The sequence below is a fragment of the Billgrantia montanilacus genome (genome assembly GCF_003336675.1).
Classification (GTDB): Bacteria; Pseudomonadota; Gammaproteobacteria; order Pseudomonadales; family Halomonadaceae; genus Halomonas; species Halomonas montanilacus.
Genome location: NZ_QPII01000004.1, coordinates 156,557 through 181,584 on the forward strand (window position 1 = coordinate 156,557; position 25,028 = coordinate 181,584).

The 25,028-nt window shown below is 61.9% G+C and carries 32 protein-coding genes and 1 pseudogene; 9 read left to right on the forward strand and 24 right to left on the reverse strand.

Translation table 11 applies throughout. The features are described 5' to 3' along the window. The first annotated feature begins 22 nt into the window (after window positions 1–22). Entirely contained in the window at window positions 23–226 is a 204-nt protein-coding gene (locus DU505_RS07710) for a putative motility protein (RefSeq protein WP_114478416.1), read from the forward strand. Window positions 227–430: 204 nt separating this feature from the next. Here the strand turns inward: DU505_RS07710 and DU505_RS07715 are convergent, their stop codons facing one another. The 11 genes from DU505_RS07715 to DU505_RS07765 form a co-directional block, all read right to left on the reverse strand. Beyond that, a complete protein-coding gene (locus DU505_RS07715) occupies window positions 431–1,126 on the reverse strand; it encodes an aspartate/glutamate racemase family protein (RefSeq protein WP_114478417.1) in 696 nt (231 codons plus the stop codon). 19 nt (window positions 1,127–1,145) lie between these two features. Next, the gene (locus DU505_RS07720) at window positions 1,146–1,319 is read right to left on the reverse strand and encodes a VOC family protein (protein WP_220250460.1); all 174 of its coding nucleotides are present in this window, start codon (window positions 1,317–1,319) and stop codon (window positions 1,146–1,148) included. Beyond that, a complete protein-coding gene (locus DU505_RS07725; RefSeq protein ID WP_234292367.1) occupies window positions 1,306–1,707 on the reverse strand; it encodes a GFA family protein in 402 nt (133 codons plus the stop codon). The genes DU505_RS07720 and DU505_RS07725 overlap by 14 nt, the downstream gene beginning before the upstream one ends. Before the next feature lie 51 nt (window positions 1,708–1,758). Beyond that, complete coding sequence (locus tag DU505_RS07730; protein WP_114478419.1) at window positions 1,759–2,580, reverse strand: formate/nitrite transporter family protein; 822 nt, start codon at window positions 2,578–2,580, stop codon at window positions 1,759–1,761. 49 nt (window positions 2,581–2,629) lie between these two features. Further along, the gene (locus DU505_RS07735) at window positions 2,630–3,340 is read right to left on the reverse strand and encodes a DUF899 domain-containing protein (protein WP_245947815.1); all 711 of its coding nucleotides are present in this window, start codon (window positions 3,338–3,340) and stop codon (window positions 2,630–2,632) included. Window positions 3,341–3,373: 33 nt separating this feature from the next. Then, on the reverse strand, window positions 3,374–3,835 hold the full coding sequence (locus DU505_RS07740; protein ID WP_114478420.1) for an SRPBCC family protein: 462 nt from the start codon (window positions 3,833–3,835) through the stop codon (window positions 3,374–3,376). A 13-nt stretch (window positions 3,836–3,848) separates the two neighbouring features. Further along, the gene (locus DU505_RS07745; protein WP_114478421.1) at window positions 3,849–4,244 is read right to left on the reverse strand and encodes a VOC family protein; all 396 of its coding nucleotides are present in this window, start codon (window positions 4,242–4,244) and stop codon (window positions 3,849–3,851) included. Beyond that, window positions 4,217–4,768: an SRPBCC family protein gene (locus DU505_RS07750; RefSeq protein ID WP_114478422.1), complete on the reverse strand. Its 552-nt coding sequence runs from the start codon at window positions 4,766–4,768 to the stop codon at window positions 4,217–4,219. Before DU505_RS07750 ends, DU505_RS07745 begins: the two co-directional genes overlap by 28 nt. Next, window positions 4,755–5,126, reverse strand: coding sequence for an ArsR/SmtB family transcription factor (locus DU505_RS07755; RefSeq protein ID WP_114478423.1), 372 nt, complete (start codon window positions 5,124–5,126; stop codon window positions 4,755–4,757). The genes DU505_RS07750 and DU505_RS07755 overlap by 14 nt, the downstream gene beginning before the upstream one ends. Window positions 5,127–5,179: 53 nt before the next feature. Then, on the reverse strand, window positions 5,180–5,899 hold the full coding sequence (locus tag DU505_RS07760) for an SDR family NAD(P)-dependent oxidoreductase (protein WP_114478424.1): 720 nt from the start codon (window positions 5,897–5,899) through the stop codon (window positions 5,180–5,182). 103 nt (window positions 5,900–6,002) lie between these two features. Beyond that, on the reverse strand, window positions 6,003–6,317 hold the full coding sequence (locus DU505_RS07765; RefSeq protein ID WP_114478425.1) for a hypothetical protein: 315 nt from the start codon (window positions 6,315–6,317) through the stop codon (window positions 6,003–6,005). Between the two features lie 161 nt (window positions 6,318–6,478). Between DU505_RS07765 and DU505_RS07770 the strand changes: the two genes are divergently transcribed. Continuing rightward, window positions 6,479–7,369, forward strand: coding sequence for a LysR family transcriptional regulator (locus DU505_RS07770; RefSeq protein ID WP_114478426.1), 891 nt, complete (start codon window positions 6,479–6,481; stop codon window positions 7,367–7,369). 25 nt (window positions 7,370–7,394) lie between these two features. Here DU505_RS07770 and DU505_RS07775 read toward each other — a convergent pair whose 3' ends face one another. The 5 genes and pseudogenes from DU505_RS07775 to DU505_RS07790 all read right to left on the reverse strand — a co-directional run bounded on the left by DU505_RS07775 (window position 7,395) and on the right by DU505_RS07790 (window position 10,667). Beyond that, window positions 7,395–7,991 (reverse strand): cell wall hydrolase, encoded by a 597-nt coding sequence (locus DU505_RS07775; RefSeq protein WP_114478427.1) that lies wholly within the window; start codon window positions 7,989–7,991, stop codon window positions 7,395–7,397. A gap of 271 nt (window positions 7,992–8,262) precedes the next feature. Further along, the gene (locus tag DU505_RS23025; protein WP_340148260.1) at window positions 8,263–8,625 is read right to left on the reverse strand and encodes a carbon-nitrogen hydrolase family protein; all 363 of its coding nucleotides are present in this window, start codon (window positions 8,623–8,625) and stop codon (window positions 8,263–8,265) included. Between the two features lie 17 nt (window positions 8,626–8,642). Next, window positions 8,643–9,026, reverse strand: a pseudogene (locus DU505_RS23030) (carbon-nitrogen hydrolase family protein); the annotation flags it as partial. 14 nt (window positions 9,027–9,040) lie between these two features. Beyond that, complete coding sequence (locus DU505_RS07785; RefSeq protein WP_114478428.1) at window positions 9,041–9,523, reverse strand: AAC(3)-I family aminoglycoside N-acetyltransferase; 483 nt, start codon at window positions 9,521–9,523, stop codon at window positions 9,041–9,043. A 205-nt stretch (window positions 9,524–9,728) separates the two neighbouring features. Next, on the reverse strand, window positions 9,729–10,667 hold the full coding sequence (locus tag DU505_RS07790; RefSeq protein WP_114478429.1) for a DMT family transporter: 939 nt from the start codon (window positions 10,665–10,667) through the stop codon (window positions 9,729–9,731). 189 nt (window positions 10,668–10,856) lie between these two features. Between DU505_RS07790 and DU505_RS07795 the strand changes: the two genes are divergently transcribed. Further along, window positions 10,857–11,243, forward strand: a complete 387-nt coding sequence (locus DU505_RS07795; protein ID WP_114478430.1) for a gamma-glutamylcyclotransferase family protein — start codon at window positions 10,857–10,859, stop codon at window positions 11,241–11,243. Between the two features lie 161 nt (window positions 11,244–11,404). Here the strand turns inward: DU505_RS07795 and DU505_RS07800 are convergent, their stop codons facing one another. Then, on the reverse strand, window positions 11,405–11,917 hold the full coding sequence (locus DU505_RS07800; protein WP_114478431.1) for an OsmC family protein: 513 nt from the start codon (window positions 11,915–11,917) through the stop codon (window positions 11,405–11,407). A 705-nt stretch (window positions 11,918–12,622) separates the two neighbouring features. Between DU505_RS07800 and DU505_RS07810 the strand changes: the two genes are divergently transcribed. Next, on the forward strand, window positions 12,623–13,801 hold the full coding sequence (locus DU505_RS07810; RefSeq protein WP_245947817.1) for a GGDEF domain-containing protein: 1,179 nt from the start codon (window positions 12,623–12,625) through the stop codon (window positions 13,799–13,801). Window positions 13,802–13,839: 38 nt separating this feature from the next. Here the strand turns inward: DU505_RS07810 and DU505_RS07815 are convergent, their stop codons facing one another. Next, window positions 13,840–14,487: a GNAT family N-acetyltransferase gene (locus DU505_RS07815; protein WP_114478433.1), complete on the reverse strand. Its 648-nt coding sequence runs from the start codon at window positions 14,485–14,487 to the stop codon at window positions 13,840–13,842. A gap of 78 nt (window positions 14,488–14,565) precedes the next feature. Then, window positions 14,566–14,967, reverse strand: a complete 402-nt coding sequence (locus DU505_RS07820; protein WP_114478434.1) for a RidA family protein — start codon at window positions 14,965–14,967, stop codon at window positions 14,566–14,568. Window positions 14,968–15,146: 179 nt separating this feature from the next. Here DU505_RS07820 and DU505_RS07825 point away from each other — a divergent pair, with 179 nt between their 5' ends. After that, window positions 15,147–15,740: a TetR/AcrR family transcriptional regulator gene (locus DU505_RS07825; protein WP_245947819.1), complete on the forward strand. Its 594-nt coding sequence runs from the start codon at window positions 15,147–15,149 to the stop codon at window positions 15,738–15,740. A 47-nt stretch (window positions 15,741–15,787) separates the two neighbouring features. Here DU505_RS07825 and DU505_RS07830 read toward each other — a convergent pair whose 3' ends face one another. Beyond that, window positions 15,788–16,138, reverse strand: coding sequence for a VOC family protein (locus DU505_RS07830; RefSeq protein ID WP_114478435.1), 351 nt, complete (start codon window positions 16,136–16,138; stop codon window positions 15,788–15,790). A 286-nt stretch (window positions 16,139–16,424) separates the two neighbouring features. Between DU505_RS07830 and DU505_RS07835 the strand changes: the two genes are divergently transcribed. Then, the gene (locus DU505_RS07835; RefSeq protein ID WP_114478436.1) at window positions 16,425–17,264 is read left to right on the forward strand and encodes a PhzF family phenazine biosynthesis protein; all 840 of its coding nucleotides are present in this window, start codon (window positions 16,425–16,427) and stop codon (window positions 17,262–17,264) included. 45 nt (window positions 17,265–17,309) lie between these two features. Here DU505_RS07835 and DU505_RS07840 read toward each other — a convergent pair whose 3' ends face one another. Further along, the gene (locus DU505_RS07840) at window positions 17,310–18,407 is read right to left on the reverse strand and encodes a class I SAM-dependent methyltransferase (protein ID WP_114478437.1); all 1,098 of its coding nucleotides are present in this window, start codon (window positions 18,405–18,407) and stop codon (window positions 17,310–17,312) included. A 104-nt stretch (window positions 18,408–18,511) separates the two neighbouring features. On the opposite strand from DU505_RS07840, the gene DU505_RS07845 reads away from it, so the two are divergent. Together DU505_RS07845 and DU505_RS07850 are read left to right on the forward strand one after the other, a co-directional pair. Then, on the forward strand, window positions 18,512–19,528 hold the full coding sequence (locus tag DU505_RS07845) for a GlxA family transcriptional regulator (protein WP_114478438.1): 1,017 nt from the start codon (window positions 18,512–18,514) through the stop codon (window positions 19,526–19,528). Window positions 19,529–19,911: 383 nt separating this feature from the next. Next, window positions 19,912–20,814: an arylamine N-acetyltransferase family protein gene (locus DU505_RS07850; protein WP_114478439.1), complete on the forward strand. Its 903-nt coding sequence runs from the start codon at window positions 19,912–19,914 to the stop codon at window positions 20,812–20,814. A gap of 392 nt (window positions 20,815–21,206) precedes the next feature. Here DU505_RS07850 and DU505_RS07855 read toward each other — a convergent pair whose 3' ends face one another. Both DU505_RS07855 and DU505_RS07860 read right to left on the reverse strand, forming a co-directional pair. Next, window positions 21,207–21,665, reverse strand: coding sequence for a carboxymuconolactone decarboxylase family protein (locus DU505_RS07855; protein WP_114478440.1), 459 nt, complete (start codon window positions 21,663–21,665; stop codon window positions 21,207–21,209). An 81-nt stretch (window positions 21,666–21,746) separates the two neighbouring features. Further along, complete coding sequence (locus DU505_RS07860; RefSeq protein WP_114478441.1) at window positions 21,747–23,045, reverse strand: NAD(P)/FAD-dependent oxidoreductase; 1,299 nt, start codon at window positions 23,043–23,045, stop codon at window positions 21,747–21,749. Between the two features lie 168 nt (window positions 23,046–23,213). Here DU505_RS07860 and DU505_RS07865 point away from each other — a divergent pair, with 168 nt between their 5' ends. Further along, complete coding sequence (locus DU505_RS07865; RefSeq protein ID WP_114478442.1) at window positions 23,214–24,095, forward strand: helix-turn-helix domain-containing protein; 882 nt, start codon at window positions 23,214–23,216, stop codon at window positions 24,093–24,095. A gap of 134 nt (window positions 24,096–24,229) precedes the next feature. On the opposite strand, the gene DU505_RS07875 is transcribed toward DU505_RS07865, so the two are convergent. Continuing rightward, window positions 24,230–24,961, reverse strand: a complete 732-nt coding sequence (locus DU505_RS07875) for a DUF899 domain-containing protein (protein WP_114478443.1) — start codon at window positions 24,959–24,961, stop codon at window positions 24,230–24,232. Window positions 24,962–25,028: the final 67 nt, after the last annotated feature.

Consider the following 25,028-nt stretch of genomic DNA (forward strand, 5'->3'; position numbering starts at 1 on the left):
AACCAAGAAAGGAGCGAAGGACATGGATTCAGCCGTCAACACCATCGTGGGCCAGTCGCTGGTCATGCAGCAGGCCCAGGCCGCGCAGCAGGCGCAGCTGGAGGTCTACAAGGAAGCCCTGGACATGCAGAAGGACCAGGTCGCCGCCCTGATGGCCTCGGCTTCTGTGGCGCCGCAGTTGGCCAACGATGGCATGGTGGGCACCCACATCAACACCTACGCCTAGGCTTGGCCGAAAAGTTTCTGCGCTTGGCCATACGGCGTTAAAAATCAGCTCAAAGTACTCATTTACAGCTTGTAAACTCGCACGCGAGCCCGGTCCGTCTTCACGCTGATTTTTGCCTTGCGACCCACAGGGATGTGGGAAGTGCGATGGCCCCTAGGGAACGGGCCTAGCCTGGCCTTCGCTCGAAGACTTTTCAGCTCAAGCCTATCTCTGTAGTGCCCACTTCACCGCTTCCTCGGCGTGAATGGCCGTGGTGTCGTAGAGCGGCACCGCGGTATGGCTCTGCTGCACCAGCAGGGCGATTTCGGTACAGCCGAGGATCACCGCCTCGGCGCCTTGCTCGCGTAGCGACTCGATGATTTCCAGATAGCCCTGCCGCGACGCCTCCATTACCTGGCCCAGGCACAGCTCGTGGTAGATCACCTCGTGTACGAGGTCGCGCTGAGCCTCGTCGGGCACCAGCACCTCGATGTCAAATCCTTCGGCGATACGCCCCTTGTAGAAGTCCTGCTCCATGGTGAAGCGGGTGCCGAGCAGGCCGACGCGACAAATACCGTCGCCGGCCAGGCGCTGTGCCGTGGCGTCGGCGATGTGCAGCAGCGGAATCGAGACCGCTTCGGCAACCTGCGGAGCGACCTTGTGCATGGTGTTGGTGCCGATCAGCAGGAAGTCCGCACCGCCGGCCTCCACGTTGCGGGCAGCCTGGCTCAGGATCTCGGCGGTGGCGTCCCAGTCGCCGGCGTGCTGTAGCCGCTCGATCTCGGCGAAGTCGACGCTGTACAGGCACAACTTGGCTGAGTGCAGCCCGCCCAGGGCGGCTTTAACGCCCTCGTTGAGCGCGCGATAGTAGCTGGCGGTGGATTCCCAGCTCATGCCGCCGAGCAGGCCGATGGTCTTCATGGCGTTTCCGTACTCCTCATCATTCCTCGATTTCCCAGACAGGGTTCCAGGCCACTTCCCACAGATGGTAGTCGGGGCCCTGGAAATAACCGGCATAGCCGCCCCAGAAGGTCTCGTGAGCGGGTTTGGTGATCGTGGCGCCGGCGCTTGTCGCCTGCTCCACCCCGGTGAGGTGAAATTCAGGGTAGATCAAGTTGTCCCTGCGGGTAGTGCTCGGCTGCCTTCTCATCGTGCAGCCATGATACATCGTGTGAGCACCAGATATGCTGGACCGGCTTCGACCCAGGATCGTTATCGAGGGTAGCAACACGCAAGATGACATGCGGCTGACCGGGGCGTTCGGCCATCAAATGGGAGCCACAGTGCGAGCAGAAGTGACGCAGTTTGCCTGGTGAAGACTCGAAGGCGGCGAGTGCGTCGTTCCCCTTCAACCAGCGGAAGTGAGTGCGCAGCACGCCAGCGGTGGCAGCAAACGGAGCCGCATGGGCTTTCTGGCAGGTGCGGCAGTGGCAATGGATGATCGGCATGTCGAGCTGATCCACTTCGTACTCAACGGCGCCGCACAGGCAGCTTCCTTTCACGAGTTCTCCTTTTGAGTCCAGGATTGGCATGAGCGTGAGAAAGATGGCAACTCATGAGGGACGATCATCCGGCTTATCCGGGGTGCGCAGGTAAGCGAGCCAATACACGCCGGCGACCAGCAGGGTACCACCGACGATATTGCCGGCACTGACCACCACGAGATTGACGAGCGAGCCTGTGAGCGTCACCGTCGCTTGCCCATCCAGGGCGAGTCCGAGCGGCAGGAAGAACCAGTTGGCGATCGAATGCTCGAAGCCCAGGGTCACGAAGGCGCTGATCGGCAGCAGAATGGCCAGGATCTTGTCGGTGACGCTGTGGCCACCCATCGCCAGCCATACCGCCAGGCATACCAGCACGTTGCACAGGATGCCTCGAGCGAAGGCCTCGCTAAAGGAGAGCGCTGCCTTTCCGCGGGCGATCTGAAGCGCTGTTTCCCCCACGTTGCCCCCGCCAAGGCTGGCAATGTCGGCCCACACCACCAGGAGCACCGTACCCAGGCAGCCGATCACGTTGCCTAAATAGACCAGCCCCCAGTTCCTCAGCACCTCGCGGGTAGTGATCAACTGGCTCGCCCAGGCCATGGCTAGCAGATTGTTGCCGGTGAACAGCTCGGCGCCGCCAATCACCACCAGTACGAGGCCGAGGCAGAATCCCAGTCCACCGAGCAGGCGGGTCACACCGAAACCCAGACCGGAATCAGTCATGATGACGGTGAACAGGAGGGCGCCGAGAGAAATGAAGGCACCGGCGAGCACGGCCAGTACCAGCAGGGTCAGGGCGTCCGCGCGGGCCTTGGCCACACCCATGCTTTCCACGCGTCGTGCGATCTGGCTTGGCTGATAGGCGTCGCCAAACAGGTATCCTTTATCCATTGAGTCGACCCACCCATGTCAGGATATCGTGTGCCCTTACTATAGCGGGTCACGTCTCATACTCGTCGTGGCGACGGTTCCACACGTAGGGCGGTGTTTGCGGCCAGCCCGCCGGTGAGTCCTCCCAGCTCTCCTGGCGACCGTAGGGCGTCAGGTCCAGGTAGGTCCACAGGCTGCCGAGGTATTCCACGCCGCGCTTGCCGGTGAAGTAGGTGCGAAACACTTGCTGACCGTCGCGTAGAAAGACGCTGATGCCATGCCGCTCGCCGCGATCGGTGTCGGGAGCATGACAGTTGCAGCTCGTCACGCCCATGTCCTGGTTGAAATCGCTACCGAGCGATGAGTACCACGTCGGGTGCTGCCAGCCCATGCGAGCCTGATAGCGTAGAAGCTTTTCCCTCGATGCACGGGAGACCAGCACCAGGGTGGTGTCGCGGGCGTGCAGGTGGGCGGGGTGGGTCATGGCGTCCACCACCCAGGAGCAGCCGTCGCAGCCGGCCTCCCAGTCGGGGCCGAACATGAAATGGTAGACGATCAGCTGGCGGCGCCCCTCGAACAGGTCGAGCAGGCTGGCCGCTCCCCTGGGCCCCTCGAAGGTGTACTCCTTCTCCACCTTCACCATGGGAAGCCGGCGGCGCTCGGCGTTCAATCGGTCACGAGCGCGGGTCAGCGCTTTTTCCTTGGCGATCTGGCGCTCGAGTGCAGCCTGCCACTCGTCCATCGAGACGATAGGGGGCAGGGGGGTGTGGGAATCATTCACTGCTGGCTCCTCCCGTGACGTGGCAGGTCTCGATCAATCCTGTGACTCACACCACTGTCTCAGCATGTCCAGGGTGATCCCCCAGGCGTAGTTGCAGAAGCCCAGGAAGTCGCTGTTCGCATCCCAGCCGGCGTGCCGGAAGTTCAGCACTGTCATTGGCTGGCCCGCGTTATCCATTCCCAGCCAGTGGCCGGGACTGGGCTGGGTGGCAAGCTCGAAGACGATGCGGGTGCCCGTCCAGGCGGAGGCGGGGCTGGACGTCGGGTGAGTGCTGATGATCTCCCACTCGATCCGCCGGTGGGGCGTGCGCTCCAGAACCTTCATCTGCACGTCGCCATGGGCCGGTCCCGGGCTGTGGGCCAGGACCAGGCCTTCATCCGTCTCGCTGGCGGTATGAGGCGCCCACCACTGGGCGAGGCCGTCCGCACTGGCCAATGCCTCGTAAACCTTTTCTTCCGGGGCATCTATCCATACCTGGTGATGCAGTGTCGCCATGGTGTGCCTCCATTCAAGCCAGGTTGAGCTGCCACGACACGCCGAAGCGGTCGTTGAGCCAGGCAAAGCGCGTGCTGAAGCCGTAGTCGTCGGGTGGCATCAGCGTCTGGCCCTGCTCCGACAACTGCTCGTACAGGCGCTCGAACTCTCCGGCGCTTTCGCACTCGACGAACAGCGATATCGAAGGCGTAAACGTGAAGTCATGCTTTACCGGGCTGTCGATACAGAGATAGCGACGGCCCGCCAGGGTGAATTCGGCCTGCTTGACGCTGCCTTCCTCACCTGGCTCGCCAGGGCCATAGCGCTCGAGCTGGACGATGTCGGCCGCCTCGAACAGCGAAGTGTAGAACATGATGGCCTGCTCGGCGTTGCCGTCGAACATCAGGTGCGGGGTGACATGATGCGGCATCGGTACTCCTCCTCGAGGTGTTCGAATGTGGGCCAGAAAGGGGCGGGGCGGCGGCCCTGCAGCACGCCTTCCAGAACGGTGAGATGGGTATGCCAGCCGCTGGCTACGTTGACCATGGTGTCGTCATCGGCGAGGCGGCGATGGGTCACCACCAAGCGCACCTGATCGCCGGCCTCGCTGAGCTCGAAGGTCACCTCCGACGGGGCTTCGTTGCCCCCGCCCCAGGTCCAGGCAAGCACGTGGGGTGGCTCGCAGCGCAGCACCTGGTGATTCGTCGTGAAACTGCCGTCGTAGCGGCGAAACCTTTCGGAGGGCGGCGTCCTGTCGGGCGTGAGCCCGGTGTTGTGGAAGTGCAGTGCGAAAGAGCCAACCTGGCGCGTTTCCATGGTGCCGGGGGCGAGCCACTGACCACGCTTGTCGGACTCTGTGAGATAGGCCCACACCCGCTCGATGGGCCCCGGCAGCAGGCGCTCGAAGCGAATGCTGTCCTCGGCTATTTGCTGGCCGTGGTTAGCGTCGTTCATCTGCCTTTTCCTCCTCTGGCGGCTTGCCATTGGGTGCAGCCTTCAGCGCCGCTTCCAATGCATTCAAGCGCTGGTTCCAGAAGCTTTCGTAGAAGCTAAGCCACTGTTCCGCCGCAGCCAACGGCTGAGGTTGCAGCCGACAGTAGTGGGCGCGTCCTTCGATGCGCCGTTCCACCAGACCTGCCTGCTCCAGCACGCGCACGTGCTTGGAAACGGCAGCCAGTGACATGGGGAACGGCTCGGCCAGCTCGCCGACCTTGCGCTCACCAGCTGCCAGCCGCTCGAGCAGCCGGCGGCGGGTGGGGTCGGCCAAGGCGTGGAAGACCCCGTCCAGATGCGCTTCATTAGATTCAACCATATGGTTTAGATAGCGGGTTGGCGATACTTTGTCAACCATATGGTTTAATATTGCTAGAAGCGCTTATCGCCAATCGCGGGCATCACCACCTCCTTTACGCAGGAGCTCGGCGACAGCGTCAGCAGGGTGCGTACCATATGCACCACGTCGTGCATGGGGATTAGCTCGCCGTGGCCGCGTTGTGCCGCGCGTTCGAGAGGCACGGCCAGGTCGTCTTCGGTATTGAGATAGCCCAGCTGCAGGCAAGTGACCGCCAGTTCCTGGTCACGAAAGCCTGCGCGCAGTGCCTCGGCGATGCCGCGCAGGGCGAACTTGCTGGCACTGAAGGTGACCTCCGGCCTGCCATGGCCGGGCAGGGCGGAGGTCGAGCCGGTGAGGATGATGCGCGGGGAGACGGATCGCAGCAGTGCGGGTAGCAGCGCCTGGACCAGCAGGATGGCCCCGCTGACGTTGACCGTGACCATGCGCTGGATCTCCGAGGGGCTGTCTTCCAGGAAGCGATACTCCGGCTCAAAGGCTCGGCTTTCCCACAGCCCCAGGTTGTAGATCAGCACGTCCACGTCGTTCTCCACCACAGCCTTGGCCACGCTGGCGGCGGCCCGCTCGGGTGACGCCAGGTCGGCGGCAACCCAGTCGATCTCGATGTTGGCGCGTTCAGGAAAGGGCACCGGCATGGTGCGCGATACGCCGATCAGTTGATCGCCTCTATCACCCAGCCCCTCGATGAAGGCCCGGCCCAGGCCCTGGCTTGCTCCCACAATCATGATGCGCATGCTCTTTTCCTCGCTGCAGTGATGTCGCCAGCACCCTACGACCTCAAGTGCAGCTGAGGTCAAGCCATGGCGTCGGCCATCGTCCCTGTCAACGGCGCACACCTTATGCTGCCTTGCGACTTGCCCGACGCTTCTCCAGCGCCTGCTCGGCGTCTTCCTTCAGCGGCAGGCGCGAGGCCCACAGGATGTCGTCGCGGTGATGGCCCATGTCCTCGAGGATATGGTCGTCATGGGCGAGCAGGGGCAGGAAGCGTCGCCGGAACTGCCGCCGGCGCCGGTACTCCCACCACTTGGTTTCGAGCTTGTGGATCAACCCCAGCGGGGGCATGGCTGGCATGAAGAAATCCGGCTGGGGCGGTGGGGTGGGGCGCTTCTCGGCCACCGAGTTGGGCTGGCGAAGCGGTTCGTACTGACTCATGTCGCACCTCCTGGCAGGCAGCCGTCATATGGGACGGTTGCCATGCACTCATAGGGTTTAAGGGAGGGTCGCGACCTCTGGGGATAGCTTGGCTTGGCGAGTTTGATCAGGCAAACGAAAAGGTCTACATTGTGCTATAAGAAAAATTGAAAGGTTTCCCCATGACAGCTGTCACCCTGCCGAACGGCAATAGCGCCCTGCCGCTGCTCGACTCGGATGTGTTGCGCACCTTCGTCGCCATTGCCGAATGTGGCAGTTTCACCCGAGCTGCCCGCCAGGTTTTTCGCACGCCCTCGGCGCTGAGCATGCAGATCAAGCGCCTGGAAGAGACGCTGGGTCAGGCGCTATTCGTGCGTGAGGCACGGCAGGTCAGGCTCACGCCGGAAGGGGAGGTACTGCTCGGCTACGGGCGGCGCCTGCTGAAGCTCAACGAGGAAGCGGTAACCCAATTTCTGTCTCCCTCCTTGGAAGGGCGTATCGGTTTCGGCACGACCGATGATGTGGGCACACGAATCCTGCCAGGCGTGCTGGGGCAGTTCGCCCGCTCGCACCCGGCGGTTCAGGTCGATGTGGTGGTTGGAAGCAGCCGGGAAATGCTCGCCCGCCTGGATGCTGGCGACCTTGATCTGGTGTTGGTTACCGCTGGCAATCCGGGGCAGGAAGTACGCGGCGAGATCGTGCACAGCGAGGCGCTGGTATGGGCGGGACGGGAAGGTGGAATCGCTGCTCAGCGCTCGCCACTGCCCGTGGCCCTGGCCCATCACGGCTGTGCCTGGCGCGGGATGGCCCTCGACGCGTTGGACCATGCCGGGGTGAGCTATCGGATCGCTTATACCTGCGAGCATTGTGCAGGCCATGAGGCGGCCATGCTCGCCGACCTGGCCGTGTCACCATTTCCGCTCAGCTTGATTCGTCCACCGTTGCGACGGATCGACTCGAATCTGCTTCCACCGCTTGGTGATTACCAATTGGAGCTGGTCAAGCGACCCGGCATCGGCCAGGCCAGTGAGGCTCTGGTGGGGTATGTGATGGAGGCATTCCGCCATACCTGAGTGCTCCGCGAATCGCTTAGCACCTTCAGGGCCGGTAGAACAGGAAATGCTCGGTTTCTGCGGTCAGCAGAAACTCGTTCGCCCAGTGGGGAGCCACGGTGCGATCATGGAAGTAGAGTGCCCCGCCAGTGTGGTCGGGCAATTCCAGATTGAGCGCCTGACGTGCCACCTCCTTGGCCACCTCGTAGGCGTCGTCCTCCACCACTTCGTCAGGACGTCCGTCGCACCACCAGGAGAATTGGCAAGGGGGCTGCTCGGAGCCTTGTTTCACCACGTCGCAGATGGTGTTGGGGTATGACTCGTCGGCGAGCCGGTTCATCACCACATTGGCTACCGACTCCATGTCGCGGCCCGGCACACCCTTCGCTTCCCAGTAGATGGAACGTGCCAGGCAGGTGAGAGGTTCTTCCAGCGGGTCGCTGCCCTCCGGATCGACGACCTGTGCCTCCTGCTCGCTTAGCGGTTCCGTGGGCTCGGTGACGTCCACATCGGGGGCCACCACCTGCTCCAGCACCTCGGCCTTGCGCATCGCCTCGTCTGCCAGCGGTGCAGGGTTGACGGCGGCGATTGCCGCTACTGGCAGGGCAAGGAGCAACCCGCAGAACAGCCGGGAAGAGATCATGGGGAAGAACCTTTTTGCTGTCGTTATGGTTCGGTTCGGTTGCGTGTCGAAGTCGTGCATGACGCAGCGAGTATAGCTGCCCGTGAGTCTGCGCATGGTACCAATGCGGCAGTGTATTTGGCTGTTTGAAGTCTCAGACATTTGACCTCAGCCTTACTTGACGATGCTGGCTTTCAGGAAATGTCTCCGGGCGACTGGTCGAGTCACGTGGATAATGCCCTGGAGCGTTTGCTGGGCTGAGGAGCAAAGCTTACAAGCAGCGTCGCTCCAGCTAAGCCGGGGCCAGCACGCTCGTGGCCAGGGTGGCCGTATCGAGCATGAGGAGGTTCTCCTGTGTGCCATCCAGGGCGGCGACACGTGCACCGCTATCGAGCCACGCCGCCGATCGGCCTCCGCCTCCGTTGGGGTCGCCATCGCAGGGCCCCACACAGTTGGCCATCAGGATCGTCATGGCGTGTACGCGGGCGAAGGTGGCGTAGGAGGCATGGGCTTCATCCATTCCCCGCGCATGCTTGGCGACGCTGGCCAGGTACACATCCGCGCCGAGGCTTGCCGATGTGGCGACATGATCGGGCTGTAGCGACTCATAGCAGATCGCAAGCGCCAGGCGGTGCTGGCGGGTCTCGATGAGCATCGGCCGCCCCCGGAAGAAAAGTAGGGCAGCTCGTCATCGTGCAGGTGCTGCTTGGCATAGGCCTGGCGCGCCGCGCGGGGCTGGAACACCACCATGCCGATCTGTGGCCTGGTTGACGTGACCAGCGTTAGCCCGACGCCGATCACGATAGCGTGGGCATCGCTCAGGCGCTGGAATACGTCCAGACGTGGGTCCTCCTCGTGAGTGGCCAGTCCCCTGGCCAGCGTGGGTTCGTAGCCGGTGAGCGATAGCTCCGGAAAGAAGATCAGCTCGGCATCCTGCGTCGCAGCCAGTTCGATTAACTCGACATGGCGCTTCACGTTGCCTTCGACATCGCCCGTTACCGGGGCATACTGCACGGCACACAGCTTCATCGTCTCTGTTCCTTCACCCTGCCTCATTGGCTGGATGGCAGTCAGATCTCAGGGGAGTCCTGCTCGTCTTTTACCGCTATGTCAAAATGCAGCACCTCCTCGCGGCGGCCAAGTCTTGAGTAGAGCGCAATGGCGGGCTCATCTTCGACGCCCGTATCGGCTTGAACGAAAATGACATAGGCGCCGCGCTCTGCAGCGATCGTCTTGAGTTCCTCAATCAGCGCCGTGGCGATACCTTCGCGTCGGTGTGCCGCTGATACGGCCAGATCGTACAGATATACCTCGCTGCGCTCCTGTTCGAACTTCCTGAGTTCGTAGGCCCCAACACCGCCGACAACCTGGCCATTCTTGGAGGCAGTCAGCGCGATGAAGGTGTCACCACCGAGCAGTCGGCGTAAATAAGCCTCATCGGGCCGATGCTTGCCATAGGTGTCCTCGTCGTCGAAGACTTCGCCGAACAGCGTCAGCAGCGCCTCCATCAGTGGGATATCGTCGGGACTGAGGTGGTGAATGGCCAGTGACATGTGGAACTCCTGGCGTGTATTCGTCAACTGGAAGGAACCAGGTTCACCCCTCAAAGGTATCATCGGCCCGAAGGGCGCTTGGCATCTGCTCATCCAGTGACTGCCGATATGTAAGGCAGCCTCTGATGAATCTATCAACGTAGATGGGATTATCATTTCCGGCCAATAGAGCGAGATCAGGTAACCCAGATCAACCAATGGTTCATTATGTGATGCTCTGATTCTTGGTCAACTTGCGAATCTTCCCCTGAAGTCGACCATCAATGGCCGCGAGCCCCAGGCCGATAATCACTAGCCCGGCAAGGTGCCGCAGCTCGAGCCGTTCGCCCAGGAAGAGTATGCCAAGCAAGATGGCGCTGGCCGGTATCAGGAAGGTGACTAGCAACAGGTTGGTTGCCCCTGCGCTTGCCAGCAGGCGGAAATATATCAGATACGCCAACGTGGTGGAGAACAGCGCCAGGCCAAATATAGCCGTCCAGGTTTCCAGCCCCGGCCAGGGCTGTGCCCAGAAGCGCTCCATCGTCAGGGCCAGGGGAGCCAGCACCATCGCCGATGCTGTTATCTGGCCGCAAGCCGTCACCAGTGGCGAGCAACCAAGCGTGCGGAAGCGACGCCCGAATACCCCGGCAAAGGCATAGGAAAGGGCGCCGGCGAGCACCGCGACCTGGGCCCATGAGCGATTGGCAGAGCCCTCAGAGACCTCTGCGCCGAGCATGTAGACAACACCGGCGAAGCCGACCACCACACCAAACAGGCGATTCAAGGTGAAAGGCTCATCGCGGGTCAGGAAGTGCGCCACGACGATAGTAAAGAAGGGCGTGGCGGCATTGAGAATAGACGCCAGGCCACTCGCAATGTGCCCCTGCCCCCATGCAATAAGAGTGAAGGGAATCATGTTGTTGAGCAGGCCCATGCCAAAGAAGGCCAACCACAGCGTAGGGTCGCGCGGCATGCGCTGGCCCAGTACGACCACCAGAGCGTTCAGCGCCAGCGCCGCCAATCCGACGCGAAGTGCCACGATGGTAAACGGTCCCAGTTCGGCTAACGCCACCCTCACGAAGAAGAAGGAACCGCCCCACAGCACCGATAAGGTCACCAACAATACCCACTCTAGCGGGTCCATGGTGCGATTGATTGTAATCATGCCTGCCACTCCGTCTTGGGAAAGCCCCAACTTATGGCAGGAGAGCAAGCGGAAAACTCCGCTTCTTGCGGTGAATTTGGAGAGTGCAAAGATATCGAGTAGCGGTGAGTTGCCTGGCGGGCGTGGTGGCATCGAATGGCGAACGGCTAGAATTCTCTTATGCCAACTTGCCAGGGAGACAGCTCCTTCATGCACACGCCCGTGCTCTCCATTACCCGCACGCCGCTGGTGGCCGTGTACGGCACCCTGAAACGCGGGCTGCGCAATCATCATTGGCTGGAGGGTGCCGACTTCCTCGGCAGCGACCGGCTGACCAGCGCTACCCTCTACGATCTCGGGCCTTTTCCCGGCGCCAAGCCCGAAACCTCCCGTGGGGTAGAGGTGGAGGTGTTTCGCGTCGACGCCACTCTGCTTACCGAACTGGACAGGCTAGAAGATTTTCGGCCACGCCAGCCGCATGCCGGGCTTTACCGCCGCGCCATACACGTCACCGCCTTCGGTCCCGCCTGGCTCTATCTCTACAACCCCGAAGTAGTCGGCTGCGTGGCGATCCGGCAGGGTGGGTGGTGGCCTTGACCTTCTCGCTGTATCTTCCTCGCGCCGTGCCACTTCAACCATTGCGCCAACGATCACTGTGCGCATGTGCTCATCCTGCAGGTTTGTTCACCTACCCGGTAATCGAACGGGATGCGGCGGAAGTGACAGGTTGGTGTGTCCTGTGGGTGTGATTGTAAAGCTCAGTCCGTTGCGGGTTGGCGAGCAACCGACAACACAGGCGGATGTGCCAGTGTTTGATAAACAACGCAGTACCGTTCCGTCAAGCGCAAGAGGGTTTCGAGCTGCTCTTCCGACGCATCGGTATCCAGGGCGACTTGCAGCCGAATACTCTGGAAGCCGACGGGAACTTCCTTTGATACGCCAAGGGTTCCGCGGAAATCGAGATCACCTTCCGCCTGGAGCGAGGCATCTCGCAATTCAATGCCTAGGGAGGTGGCGACGGCATTCAGCGTCACCCCAGCGCAGGCCACCAAGGCTTCGAGCAGCATGTCGCCCGAACACGCGCTCTGACCACTCCCGCCCGTGGCGGGATGCAGCCCGGCCTCAACGAGTGCTTTGCCCGTCTCGATTCTGCAGCTGACACCCTCACCGAGACGCCCTTGCGCGCGAAGAGTGATCAGCGCGGCATCCGGTGCCTCGCGATAACGCTCTTTCAGTGGCGTTTGGACGGACCGCAACTCTTCAGCCTTCATGACGCTCTCCTCGTGATTGTCTTGGATAATTGTCTTGGCTCATCACGCGCCTTTGGCGGCACGGCCGCTCTAGGTCGTAAGCTGTCTCGAGCATCTCATCAGAATAGGCGAAAAGTTCTGCGGCCAGCTTCCACTCGAACACTTTGGCCGGCGTGCATTTCATCACCGCGCTCTACAAGGGCGCAGCCCACGGCTTCACGGCCAAGGACGCCCCCAGCTACGATGTGGCCGCGGCGCTATCACCTCCTCGACAGTCTCAGGGCGCCCTGGCGAAGTCTTCGCCACGCACCACCAAACAGCTTGGCAAACAGATCGGCCTTCACTCGGGCATTGCGCTGTTCAATTGCCCGAATTTTAGGGTCCGGATTGTGGAAAGCCATCGTCTCCTCCGCTGTCGCGAGCACACTGGAAGCGTAGCATCTAGGGGCGCTGCGCAGGCTTTTCATGGTTGCCCGAAAGTCGTTTCTGCTAAAGATTTGAGGCAAGGCGCCGATAAATTTGCTTAGGACAAGCCTGCGCTCAGGACCAACAAGCAGCCATAGAGTCGGCTGCGATACTAAGATGGAACATCATCCATGGTCATTTCCACCTTGTCTTCGTTGGTCAGCCAGCAGCTTTCTCGGAGCTTCACTGATCAAACCGCCAAAAAAACGTCGTTTGCCACAGGGAGCATGGGCTTTGTCATCGCGAAATACGAAATATGCCGTGCATTGGTTGACGGGTCAATTTTGCGAATATCGCATGGAGTCGGTGTATCGCAGGCTTATCAAGACGAGGGCGCGGTTTGAGTCACGTCTTTCGTTGATCCTGGTGTCCTTGATCTTCGGCATGTTTGCTATTACGGACTACAATCTTCTTGGCTTGACCAGAGAGTATTATTTGCTGATCACCATGCGCATCGTGGTGGTGAGCCTCTGTCTTCTCCTGGCATTCACTATCGGGCGCTGGGGAAACTATTTCCGTAAAATCTGGTTGCACGCTTTGCCGCTCTGGATACTTGCGACGGGAATCATCTTGATCGTTCCCTTGCGCCCCGAGAGCCTCGCCACTCAGGTAACAGCGGTGGTGGTAGCCACCATGGCTTTCTATCTCCTGATCCCTAATTTGCTGACGGTGGTGACGTTCGCGAGCCTCTATTTGAGTGTTGGCTTTCTGACCTCTGCCGTGCTGTTTGCGGATATTTCACCAGTGGTGGCGCTTCGCTTGGCGCTGTTGTTGATCATGACCAATGCAGTGGGCTTTTGTGCCTTGCTGCGTTTGGAAAGCCTTCAGCGCAGGCAATTTGCGTTGCTTCAAGAAGAGCGTGCTCAAAATCACCATCTGCTCAAGGAAATAGCACTTCGAAAAGACCTGGAAGCTCAGCTGCGCATGCTCGCCGAGCGGGATGCTCTAACGGGATTGGATAGTCGAAGCCATTTCATGAAGCGGGCCAAGGCATTGCTGCAGCGCTCGCGAATGGAAAAGAAACCCTTCAGCCTTTTCATGATTGATGTCGATCATTTCAAGAGTATCAACGATACTTGGGGCCACATACACGGGGATTGGGTTCTGACAAAAATCGCGGAGGCGTGTGCGCAGTCTCTACGCCCCACGGATGTAATAGGACGTTTCGGCGGTGAAGAGTTCATGGTGGCCTTGCCGGACACCGGCCCCGATGATGCTCAAATTGTGGCAGAGCGCTTGCAAAAGATGGTCGCTGAGCTTCCGTTAAAGGAAGAAATGAGCGGGATGCGCCTAAGCGTGACCATAGGTATTGCTTTAGCGAACACTGAAGACGCCGACCTCGAGTCCTTGATTATGCGAGCGGACCAGATACTTTACGTTGGCAAACGCGACGGCAGGAACCGGGTAGTGATGTGTCGCGAGGGGATGGAAGAAGGATGAATAGGTTTGGCCGCACCATCCGCCGCAGTATGGCCTAGCTACCGGCAGCGGGCATACATGAAGCATGCTCTGGGCTCTGGGCCGATATTCGGATGCAAGGCGTACCGCTCGAGCCGTCCTTCTCTCGAGAAGCCCGCTTTTTCCAATAAGCGAGCGGAAGCCAGGTTCTCGACATCGCATGTGGCCTGAACCCGATAATACTCGGGCTGTGCCAGGCAGCGCTCGGTCAGCTCGACCAGCGCTTCTGTCATGATGCCTTGCCCCCAGAATCGGCGGGCCAGGACATAGCCCAGATCGACCGTATGGCCCTTGGGTCGCGCCTCTACCATGCCGATGGGCTCTTGCTCATTACCGGCAAGAGTGATGACGTAGGGAAAATGCGTGCGATCTCCCCAGGCTTCGATGCAGATGGCGATGAATTCCACGGCTTCGGTTATCGCGTTGTGCGGGCGCCATACCAAGTAGCGCGAAACTTCCGTGTCCGTGGTGTATGCACGAAAGAGGCGGGAGGCGTCTGAGACGCACGGTTCACGGAGGTAAAGCCGTGTCGTTACTATGTTGGTGGGCAACATCGCTTCACCCTTTCCTGTACAGATATCAGGGACTACGGACATGAGCTCAGGGCACAATAGGCTGATAATTCGCGATGTCGGCCTCGATTCCAAGTCGAGCCATGCAGGAAGCATAATATCTGAGGGTAAGTTGAGGTCAACGTCGATGGGTGCACACCGCCGTTGATCAAGCGGCGGTGCGTACTTGAGAGATTACGCCGTTGGCTGCGGAATCCGCGCGATGACCTTGATTTCGAAATCGAAGCCCGCCAGCCAGTTCACGCCCACCGCGGTCCAGTTGGGGTAGGGCGGTTCGCCAATTGCCTTCGTTCGCACCCTGTCGATCGCTTCCCACTGAGCGGCAGGATCGGTGTGGAAGGTGGTTACGTCGACGATATCGTCGAAGGTGCAGCCGGCGGCTTCGAGAACGGCTGTCAGGTTATCGAAGGCGAGCTGGACCTGCTTTTCGAAATCCGGCTCGGGTGAGCCATCCTCGCGGCTGCCGACCTGGCCCGAGACGAACAGGAAGTCGCCTGAGCGGATCGCCGCTGAATAGCGGTTGATCTCATAGAGTGCCTGCCGACCGGCAGGAAAGACTGCATCGCGTTTGCCCATCGTTCTGCTCCGGTAGAAGGGGAGTTGATATACGCCCCGTATGTGACATGCTGGCCGCATACGCTTCGTATGTCAAATTGACATACGTTTTGTATGTTAAAGTTGGCCGGTAGGTAGAAATGTAGGCAGGCTCAAGGCCTAGGAAGGTTTGAGTGGTGGATAGCTTTGAGGAGTGTGTTGTGGCCACGAAACGTGCGCAGATGATGGAGGAAACCCGGGGCAAGATCATTCGAGCCGCTCGCAAGGCCTTCGCGGCCAAGGGCTATGCGGCCGCTTCGATGGACGATCTTACCGCCGAAGCCGGGCTGACCCGGGGGGCGCTCTATCACAACTTCGGCAGCAAGCAGGGGCTGCTGCAGGCTGTGGTCGACCAGATCGACCAGGAGATGGTGGAGCGGATGCTGGCCGCCCAGGACCAGGCGGCAAGCCGATGGGGTGGTCTGCTGGAGGAGGGTGTGGCCTACATCGAAATGGCGCTGGAACCGGAAGTCCAGCGCATCATGTTGCTGGACGGCCCGGCCGTACTCGGCGACCCTTCTCAATGGCCCAACCAGAATGCGTGCCTGCTGCGCACGACCCAGACCCTCCAGGCGCTCATCGATGAGGGCACGGTCAAGCCGGTGGATGCGGAGGCCGCCGCCCGGTTGATCAACGGCGCGGCACTCAACGCCGCCCTGTGGATTGCCGCCGCCGACGACCCCCGCGCCGTGCTACCGAAAGCCGTGGAGGCGTTCCGGCAGCTCGCTACGGGCTTGCTGAAAGCCAAGGGGTGAGAGCAAAAGGCGAGCCAGACAGGTGGTGCCTGCCTGAGTGAGTTCGCTTACTCATGCTGCAGGATATTGACGAGCTTGCCGAACGGGTCGCGGGCATAGAACCGTCGCACGCCCCAAGGCTCGCTGACAGGGCCGTACTCAATTGGCACGTTCGCCTTCTCGCAGCGTGCCAGCGCCGCTTCGATATCGTCGACTTCGATGGAGAGATCGGGCACCGGTGTGCCGGAGCCACCCTCGGTGCCGAAGCTCAACTGTACGGTCATCTTTTCATCAGAGCCGTATGTCCGAAACCAGCCGTGATCCATGAGCAGGTCGAGGCCCAGGATTTCCCCATAGAAGGCTGCAGCCTTGTCGATATCCGATGTCGCCGTGTTGGACATGATGCGTTTGACTTTCATGGGTCACCCAATTTTCGGCTTGTTCTGACTTCAGAAATTACTTTTTGGCAAAGCCCTTCTCAGTAGTGCTAGGCGCTTCGGTCGGGAGATGTTTAAACGTAGACGTCGTTCTTGTTACCTGCCAAATAACCAGGCTAAGTCTCACCTTGGAGCGCTAAGTTTAATTGTTTATTCAGCTATCGTGATCAATCGGCCATTACTACGGTGATAAGTGAGGTGAGTCCTGTTCTCTCCCTCTTTTTCAAACCACAATGTCAGGCAACGACATGAACCCAAGGAGCTTCCCATGAGCGGCACTCTCTATCGCCTGGCGGCCTTTACCGATGACCCCAGCGGCGGCAACCCCGCCGGGGTGTGGCTGGGCGATGTGTTGCCCGAGCCGGCCGAGATGCAACGTATCGCTGCAGAGGTGGGCTATTCCGAAACCGCCTTCATTGCCCCGGCCAAGGGTGAGCGTCGGACGGTGCGCTACTACAGCCCCGAGGCGGAGGTGAGCTTCTGCGGCCATGCCACGGTGGCCGGCGGCGTGCAGATGGGCCGGCTGAGCGGGGCGGGCAGCTACCTGCTCGATACGGAGGTGGGCGAGGTGAGCGTCACCGTCGACCAGGTGGAAGGGGAGTGGCGGGCTTCGCTGGTATCGGTCGCGCCGGAGTATCGCCCCGCCGAGCCTGAATTGGTCGAGTCGGTGTGCGAACTGCTTGGCTGGCAGGCGGACGAACTCGATCTCGAGATTCCGCCGGCGCGAGCCTACGCCGGGGCCTGGCACCTGATGCTGGCATGCAAGACGCAGCAGCGCCTCGAACGGCTCGAGTACGATTTCGAGCGTCTCAAGGCGCTGATGCTGCGTGAAGGGCTGACCACGCTGCAGCTGGTATGGCGCGAGAGCGAAGGGCATTTCCACGCCCGTGACCCGTTCCCGGTGGGCGGTGTGGTGGAAGACCCCGCCACCGGTGCGGCCGCCGCGGCGCTGGGTGGCTACCTGCGCGATGCCGGCCTACTACAGGCGCCTGCCCAGTTGACGATCCGGCAGGGCGAGGTCATGGGCCGGCCCAGCCGCCTGGAGGTGGATGTCCCGCTTACTGGTGGCATCGTCGTCACCGGCCAGGCGGTGAGCCTGGAACACTGACCCGGGGCTGTAGAGCCAAGCAAGGCCTTGTTGTCGGCGAACGGCTCAAGGCCTGAGCACCCAATAGTCGTTCTGGATGTCGTGGGGCAGCTGGTGCACCCCGATGTTGCCGAAGCCGGCCTTGCCGAAATACTCCCGTGCCTTCTCCCGGCCCCACATCGTTCCTAGCCCTTCGCCGCCCTGGGCGAGTGAGACGCTCATGCAGTGCATGATCGACAGGGTGTAGAGCAACGTGCCCATGGGGTGGTCGCGGTCGCCGTGGTGGTGGCTTGACGAGTGGATGTCCTGGGCCAGGTAGACGCCATCCTCGCGCAGGGTGCGGCGGATACCCTTGAGCAGGTTCAGCGGGTGGGCCTGGTCATGAATGGCATCGAAGGTGGTAACCAGATCGTAGCGCTGCGCCGGAGCCGTGCGGTCGAAGTCGCTGAGGTCGCGCTCCTCGAAGCGCAGGTTGGTCAGGCCCAGACGAGCGGCACGCTCCGTCGCCCAGCCGATGGCCTCCGCAGAGAGGTCGTAGCCGATAAACCGGCTGTTGGGGAAGCGTTCGGCGAGCTTCATCAGCGCCAGGCCGCGGCCGCAGCCGAGATCGAGTACGTCGATGCCCTGTGCCAGCCTGTCCGGCAGCTCCGGTGCCAAGGGCAGGATGGCATCCAACAGCACGGGCAGCACGGTCTGGCCGCTGTCCTCGGCCATGACTTCATGGAAACGTGCGTAGCGCGAGTACGGCACGCCGCCACCGTGGCGAAAGCAGGCCAGCACGTCGTCTTCCACCTGGCCCATCAGCGGCAGGTACTGGGAAAACACGGCGAGATTGGCTTCGCCGCCGTCGGTCAGCAGCGTGGCGCGTTCGGGGGGAAGGCGATAGGTCATGGCCTGCGGGTTGTGCTCGACCAGTGCGGCGACCGTCGCGCCGCCCAACCACTCGCGCACGTAGCGCTCATCGAGCTTGGCCTTGGTGGCAAGTTCGCTGCTGGTCACTGGCTCGCCGTCGGCCAGTTGGCCGAGCAGGCCGCTGCGGTGGGCCAGTGAGATCAGCTGCAGCATGGCGCCCTCGTTGAGGGCACGAACAAAGCGATTCTCGAAATCGGCGGCGAGGGAGGCGTCGAAGGCGTCGTTAACGGAAGGTTTGGCTTGGGCAGTCATGTCGGTTCTCCACAGGTCTTGTTGTGTGCATTGGAGTGTCCATTCTGGCGCTCCCGGCTGGGCTACACTGAAGTCCCTACGGACAAAAACCGGCGGTTTCCGCCATGACGATGCAGAAACCCACCATCGCATTGCTGGCCATCCCGGAAGTGGCGGCTTCCACGCTGTACGGGGTTTACGATGTCTTCGCCGCTGCGGGGCGCGACTGGCCCGTCCTGATCGAGGGAAAGGCCGGCGAGCCGCTGTTCGTGCCGCAGGTGGTTGCTTGCACCGGTACGCGTGAATTGACCATCGCCAATGGCGTGCGCATCGTTCCCGACGCCGGGCTGGATTGGGTGCCCGATGTGGTGTGTATTCCCGAGATCATGCTGCCACCCCAGGCGGTGCTCGAGGGGCGCTATGCCGAGGAGGTCGAGTGGCTCAAGCGCTGCCATGCTGACGGTACTATCCTGGCGACCGCCTGTTCGGGCGCCCTGTTGCTGGCCGAGTCGGGTCTGCTGCGGGGCGAGGATGCCACCACGCACTGGGCCTACTGCGATGTCCTGGCCCGCTATCCGGACGTGCGGGTGCATCCGCATCGAGCCCTGGTGGTCGGCGGCACCGGGAATCGCCTGGTCATGGCGGGGGGCGGTACCTCCTGGAGCGACCTGGCGCTCTATCTCATCGCGCGCCTGGCGAGTGTCGACGAGGCGATGCATCTCGCCAAGCTGTTCCTGATCGACTGGCATGCGGCCGGCCAGCTTCCCTTCGCCATGCTTGCGCGTACCCGCCAGGCAGAGGACGCTGTCATCGCCCGCTGCCAGACGTGGATCGCCGAACACTACGACGAGCCGTCGCCCGTGGCGTCCTTGATCGAGGTTTCCGGCCTCAGCGAGCGCAGTTTCCACCGTCGCTTCAGGAAGGCCACCGGCCTGACGCCCATGGAGTATGTGCACACCCTGCGCCTGGAAGAGGCCAAGCAGATGCTGGAGACCGATAAGACGCCGGTGGATGCCATTGCCGAGGCGGTGGGCTATGAGGACGGCGCCTTCTTCGGCCGGCTATTCCGGCGCAAGGTCGGCCTGACCCCGGCCCAGTACCGTCGACGCTTCGGTGGGCTGCGCAAGGCCCTGGCGGGTTGAGTTCTCGCAAGCGAAACATGGCTTTGTGTCGCTCACAGGTAACGGTGCAGCAATGGAGTGATGATCCTGGGCGGTCATTGAGCGAGGCATTAGGCTTTGTACGAAAACTGCCTGCGCTTGGCCATGCGGCGTTAAAAACCGACTCAAAATGCTCATTTACACCCCGCAAACTCCGCTTTTTCGCCGATTTTTGCCTTGCCTGACCTTCGCTCGCCGACTTTTCGTACATAGCCTAACGGCCGCTATGGGGGCGATAGGTCGATGCGGTATTGATATCAACTTAACTTGAGGTATTAGGCTCCGGATAATCGGCCGGCCTTAAATGGGCTGGCCAGGCATCGCCAGCAGCGACGTGGTGTCGCGGGCATAGGGAGTCTTGAAACATGACAGCTACTACTCTTCGGCAATCCGATCTTCACGACACGGCCCAGTGGGAGACATCGCCGCTCGATATCGACGCCTACCTGGCGCGTATCGACTATCGCGGTTCGCTAGCGCCGACGTTGAATACGCTACGCGATCTGCAGCGGGCGCATCTCGCGGCGGTGCCCTTCGAAAATCTGGAGATCGCCACCGGCGGCGAAATTCGCCTCGACCTGGAGAGCCTGCAGGACAAGCTGGTGCGGCGGCGGCGCGGTGGCTACTGCCACGAACAGAACACCCTGTTCGGCACCGTGTTGGACCGGCTCGGCTTTGTCGTCGAGGGGCGCAGTGCGCGGATACTGATGGGCGACGCTGCGAGCAAGGTGACTCCCCTTGGGCACACGATCCTTAACGTGACCGTGGCGGGGCGCCAGCGGCTGGTCGATGTCGGGGTCGGCAACGTTGGGCCGCGCGAGCCGATATCGCTCGAGGAGGGTATCGAGGCACGCCATGGCCGCTGGGAATACCGTCTGGAGCGCTCACCGCTGGGGTACTGGCTGCTGCGTCACCGCCGCCATGACGGCTGGTTCAATCTCTACCAGTTCAGCGACGAGCCTTACTATCGTGCCGACTTTGAAGAGCAAAACTATCTCGTCTCCCATCATCCGGCTTCGCCGTTCGTGCGGCGCATCGTGGCCCAGCACAACGGGGCAGAGGAGCGCCTGGCGTTAACGGACCTGGAATTGAAGATATTTCGTCCGGGTGAGGTGCCGGAAGTGCGTCGGATCGATGCAGACGCGCTGCCCCAGGTACTGCGCGAGCGGTTCGGACTGGTGCTCGCACCGGAGCAGGAAGCCGCTTTGCTGCGGCGGGCCAAGTCGCTCGCCGAGATCTCTTTCGATGGCGAGCAACTCGGTACCTGAGGTCGATCATGGCTTGGAGCGGCATACCGTCGCTGTGCATAGCGAGGGCATGCCTCCAAGTGTTACGGAAACACTGCACAAATGCCTACACGAGCGAATCGCTGCGTTGCGCGGTGCTGGTGCGCCAGCCCGGTCGGAATCCTCACATATACCCCATATGCTCCCGTTGACTCGCAGCCTTCGGCTTCTCGCCCCTTCGGGGCCAGCCTACGGCTGTTTGTCGCTTCGCTCGGTTCTGTGCTCCGGGCGCCTTGCGCTTCATCTCGCTCGGCGATTTGTTCAGCGATTCCTTACGGCGCCGATTGAGAACGTTTACCGACGAGCCGAATGGCGAGCAGGCAGTGAGGCTGGTGTGCTGAGCCGATGGTGTTGGGAGACTCGCGACCAAACAGTCATGCGGGTTGGTAGTTGCCGGCATCGGCGGCAAAGCCGATTGCCAGACGGTTCCAGGCATTGATGGTGCAGATGGCGAGGGTGAGGTCGGTCAGGCCCTTCTCGGAGAAGTGCTCGCCGGTAGCCTCGAACAGCGCCTCATCGATGCCGCGGCCGGCGATGAGGGTGTGGGCCTCGGCCCAGGCCAGGGCGGCGCGCTCGCGTTCGGTGTAGAAGGGCGTTTCGCGCCAGGCGCTCAGGGCATAGAGCCGCTGCTCGGTTTCACCGGCCTTGCGTGCGTCCTTGGTGTGCATGTCGATGCAGTAGGCGCAGCCGTTGATCTGCGAAACCCGGGTATAGACCAGCGCCAGCAGGCCATTGCTGAGTTCGCCATCTTCCGCTGCCTTGTGAACATGGTTCTGCAGGTCGAGTATGGCCTTGAGACCGGCGGGGCTGGCGGAGAAATAATTCATGCGCATGGGTGGGGCTCCAGAAATGAATGGAGTCCCCACCCTAGACCGGCCGCTAGCGGCAGAATTGTAGTTTTTCGACCTGCTGGATCAGTGCAGCTTCATGCGCGGGCGAATGAAGCGGTTGAGCCCGTCCGAGAGCAGGATCAGCGCGGTCTTGGCCGTGCCATGGATGGCGCGCTGGTGCATGCGATAGAGCGAGGCGTAGAAGAACTTGGCCAGCCGCCCTTCGATGAACAAGCTGCGTGCAGAGGCGCCACGCATCAGGCTGCCGATTGCCTCGAAGTGGGCCAGTGAGATGAGCGAGCCGCGGTCGCGGTAGCGGAACGGCTTGAGCGTGCCGTTCCCGAGCCGGGCGACCAGATTCTTGTAGAGCCTCTGGGCCTGCTGGTGGGCGGCCTGTGCCCGCGGTGGCACCATGGAGCCGTCCGGCTGCGGGCAGCTGGCACAGTCGCCGAAAACGAAGATATTGGGGTCGTCGACGCTCTGCAGCGTCGGCTCGACCTTGATGCGCTGGTTGCGGTCCAGGGTCAGGCCCAGATCGCGCAGTACTTCGGGTGCCTTGATGCCCGCGGCCCACACGTTGAGGTCCGTCTCGATGCGCTGCTCGTCGGCGGTAACGATGGCACCCTCCTCGACGGACACCACCCGGGTGCCGGTATGCACCTGCACGCCCAGGCGTTCAAGCTCGGTACGCACGGCCTCGCGAATGCGCTCGGGCAGTGCCGGGAGTACATCCGGCGCCGCCTCGATCAGGTGGACTTCAAGGTGGCGGCTGTCCATCTCGGTGAAGCCGTAGCTGTGCAGCATGCGCGAGGCATCGTAGAGTTCCGCCGAGAGCTCTACGCCGGTGGCGCCGGCGCCGACGATGCCGACGGTGAGCCGTGGGTGCAGGCGCCGTTCGGGGTCGCTATAGCGCAGGAAGGTATTGAGCATGTCGTGGCGGAAGGCTTCGGCCTGGGCCGGACTGTCGAGAAAATGACAGTATTCGGACACGCCGGGCGTGCCGAAGTCGTTGCTCACGCTGCCCAGTGACAGCACCAGCAAGTCGTACTCCAGGGTGCGCGCGGGCAGCACTTCCTCGCCGTGGTCGTCGAGCACTGGCGCCAGGCGCAGCTGGCGGGCATCGCGGTCGAGGCCATGGAGCGTGCCTCGCTGGAAGCGATAGCCATTGAGCTGAGCATGGCTCTGGTAGGAGATCTCGTCGATGCTGGAATCCAGCGCCCCGGTGGCGACCTCATGCAGCAGCGGTTTCCAGATATGCGTGGAATTGCGGTCGATGAGCGTGATCTCTGCCTTGCCACGTCGTCCCAGGCGCCGGCCGAGGCGCGTCACCAGCTCCAGTCCGCCGGCGCCACCGCCGACGACCACCATTCGCGTTTTGTCCATGTATTGCTCCGTCAGGATGAGAGATTATGCATTTGAAAAAGGGGCCTCTACTGTACCGCTGGAACCTGAGAGTCGTTGCTCTTTTTTACCCATATCAGGGACAGCGTCAGGTACGCTGCGATTGACCGGCCCCGAGCGGTTACTCCCTTATGCTGAAAGGCTTCGAATATGAGTGACGTTCCCCAGCCTGACCTGGCTGGCAACACCGGCATTGGAAATTTTCGGCTTGTTTCTCAGGCGGTGACCACCGGCTTGACGCTCAAGCGCTTCGCGCCCTGCCCGGCGCTGCGTCAATACGTGCAGTGCTACTGGCTGGCAAGGGGGCGGGTCGGCGGCGAGCCGGCGGGCGTGGAGTTGCTGCATCCGGACGGTGCCGCGGGGTTGCTGTTCAACTTCGGCGGTGCGCTCGAACGCGATGGCGAGCGGATGCGTGGGAACTGCTGGGTCGAGGGCCCCAAGCGACACACGGCGCGGCTGGCGGTGGGGGAAACGCTCGACCTGCTCGGCGTGCACTTCCGGCCGGGTATGGCATATCCCTTTGTCGGCGAAGCGCTTTCAGCCCTGGTCGGTGGGGAGCTGACGCCGGGCGATGCCTTGCGCCGGCTCGAACTCGAAGCGCTGCACGAGCAACTGCATGAGACGCCCGATTTTCCGGCTCGCATCGCGCTGCTGGAGGGCTACCTGCTGGAGCGCCTACGGCGCCACGAAGCACCGGCGGTGCCGGCCCTGGTGGCATCGCTTGACTGGCTTCAGCGTCGTCATGGCCAGGGCAGCATCGCTGAGCTGGTGGAGGAGCTGCCGTTCGGCCAACGCCGCCTGGAGCGGTTGTTCCAGCACCACGTGGGGCTCTCGCCCAAGCGTTACGCCCGGCTGCTACGCGTCGCTTACAGCCGTGAGCTGATCAAGCAGGGCGGTGTCGCCGCCTCGCTGACCGATACCGCCTTCGCTGCCGGCTACTTCGACCAATCGCACTTCATCCACGACTTCAAGGCCGTCACCGGCCTCACCCCGGGCGGCTATCTCGACTACGCGCAGCGGCGCTATGGGTAGCGGCGACTCCCTGAGCGGTACTCAACCGTAGGTCGGCCGCTGCGGCCATCCCGTCGGCGAATCCTCGAAATCCTCCTGGCGCCCATAGGGCGTCCTGTCGAGCAGGGCATGGAAGTCGATGTGGCTCGCCCATCCTATTTTTCCAATTCGTACTCGTCGTGGCGTTTCACCCAGTCCATCAGGTTGCGGTGAGGCCCCGTCTCGTTGCGGCCCTTGGGCGTCATGTCGAGCAGCATGTAGGTGCTGTCGACGAGTTCGTCGCCGCGCCCGTAGGTCGAGTAGGTATGGAAGGTTTCGCCATTGGTGTTGCGGTAGAACACGCTGAGGCCGGACAGATCCTCGATCGAGACGTTGGCCGTGGCGTAGTTGTAGGTGACCGCCCCCTGGGCGATCGCTTCGGGGGTGAATGAGACCTGGTAGTCGTAGTTGAAGTCGCTGCCGTGCGAGGAGACCCACTTCACCTGCCAGCCCATGCGCTGCCGGTAGGCCTCGATCTCGTCGAGCGGGGCGCGGGAGACCCGAACCAGGCTCACGTCATGATGCTCGAGGTGCACTCGCGTGCCTTCGATGTGGTCGGCCGTGAAGGAGCAGCCGATACATCCCACCCCCCAGCCGGGGCCGAACATGAAGTGATGGACGATGAGCTGGCTGCGTCCGGCGAACAGCTCGGCGAGCGTCTTGCGGCCTTCGAGCGTATCGAAGGCGTACTCTTTCTCGACTTTCACCCACGGCATGGCGCGGCGCTTGGCGTTCAGTTCGTCGCGCAGGCGGGTGAGCTCCTTTTCCCTTGCCAGAAGCTCCTTGCGGGCGGCGAGCCAATCGTCGCGAGAGACGACGGGGCGGGATATTGCATCGTGCGCTGACATGAGGAGTTCTCCTGTTGCTGTCTTTGCACGAGGTAGTCGTCCTGGTGGGGTCGGATTCGACAGGAGG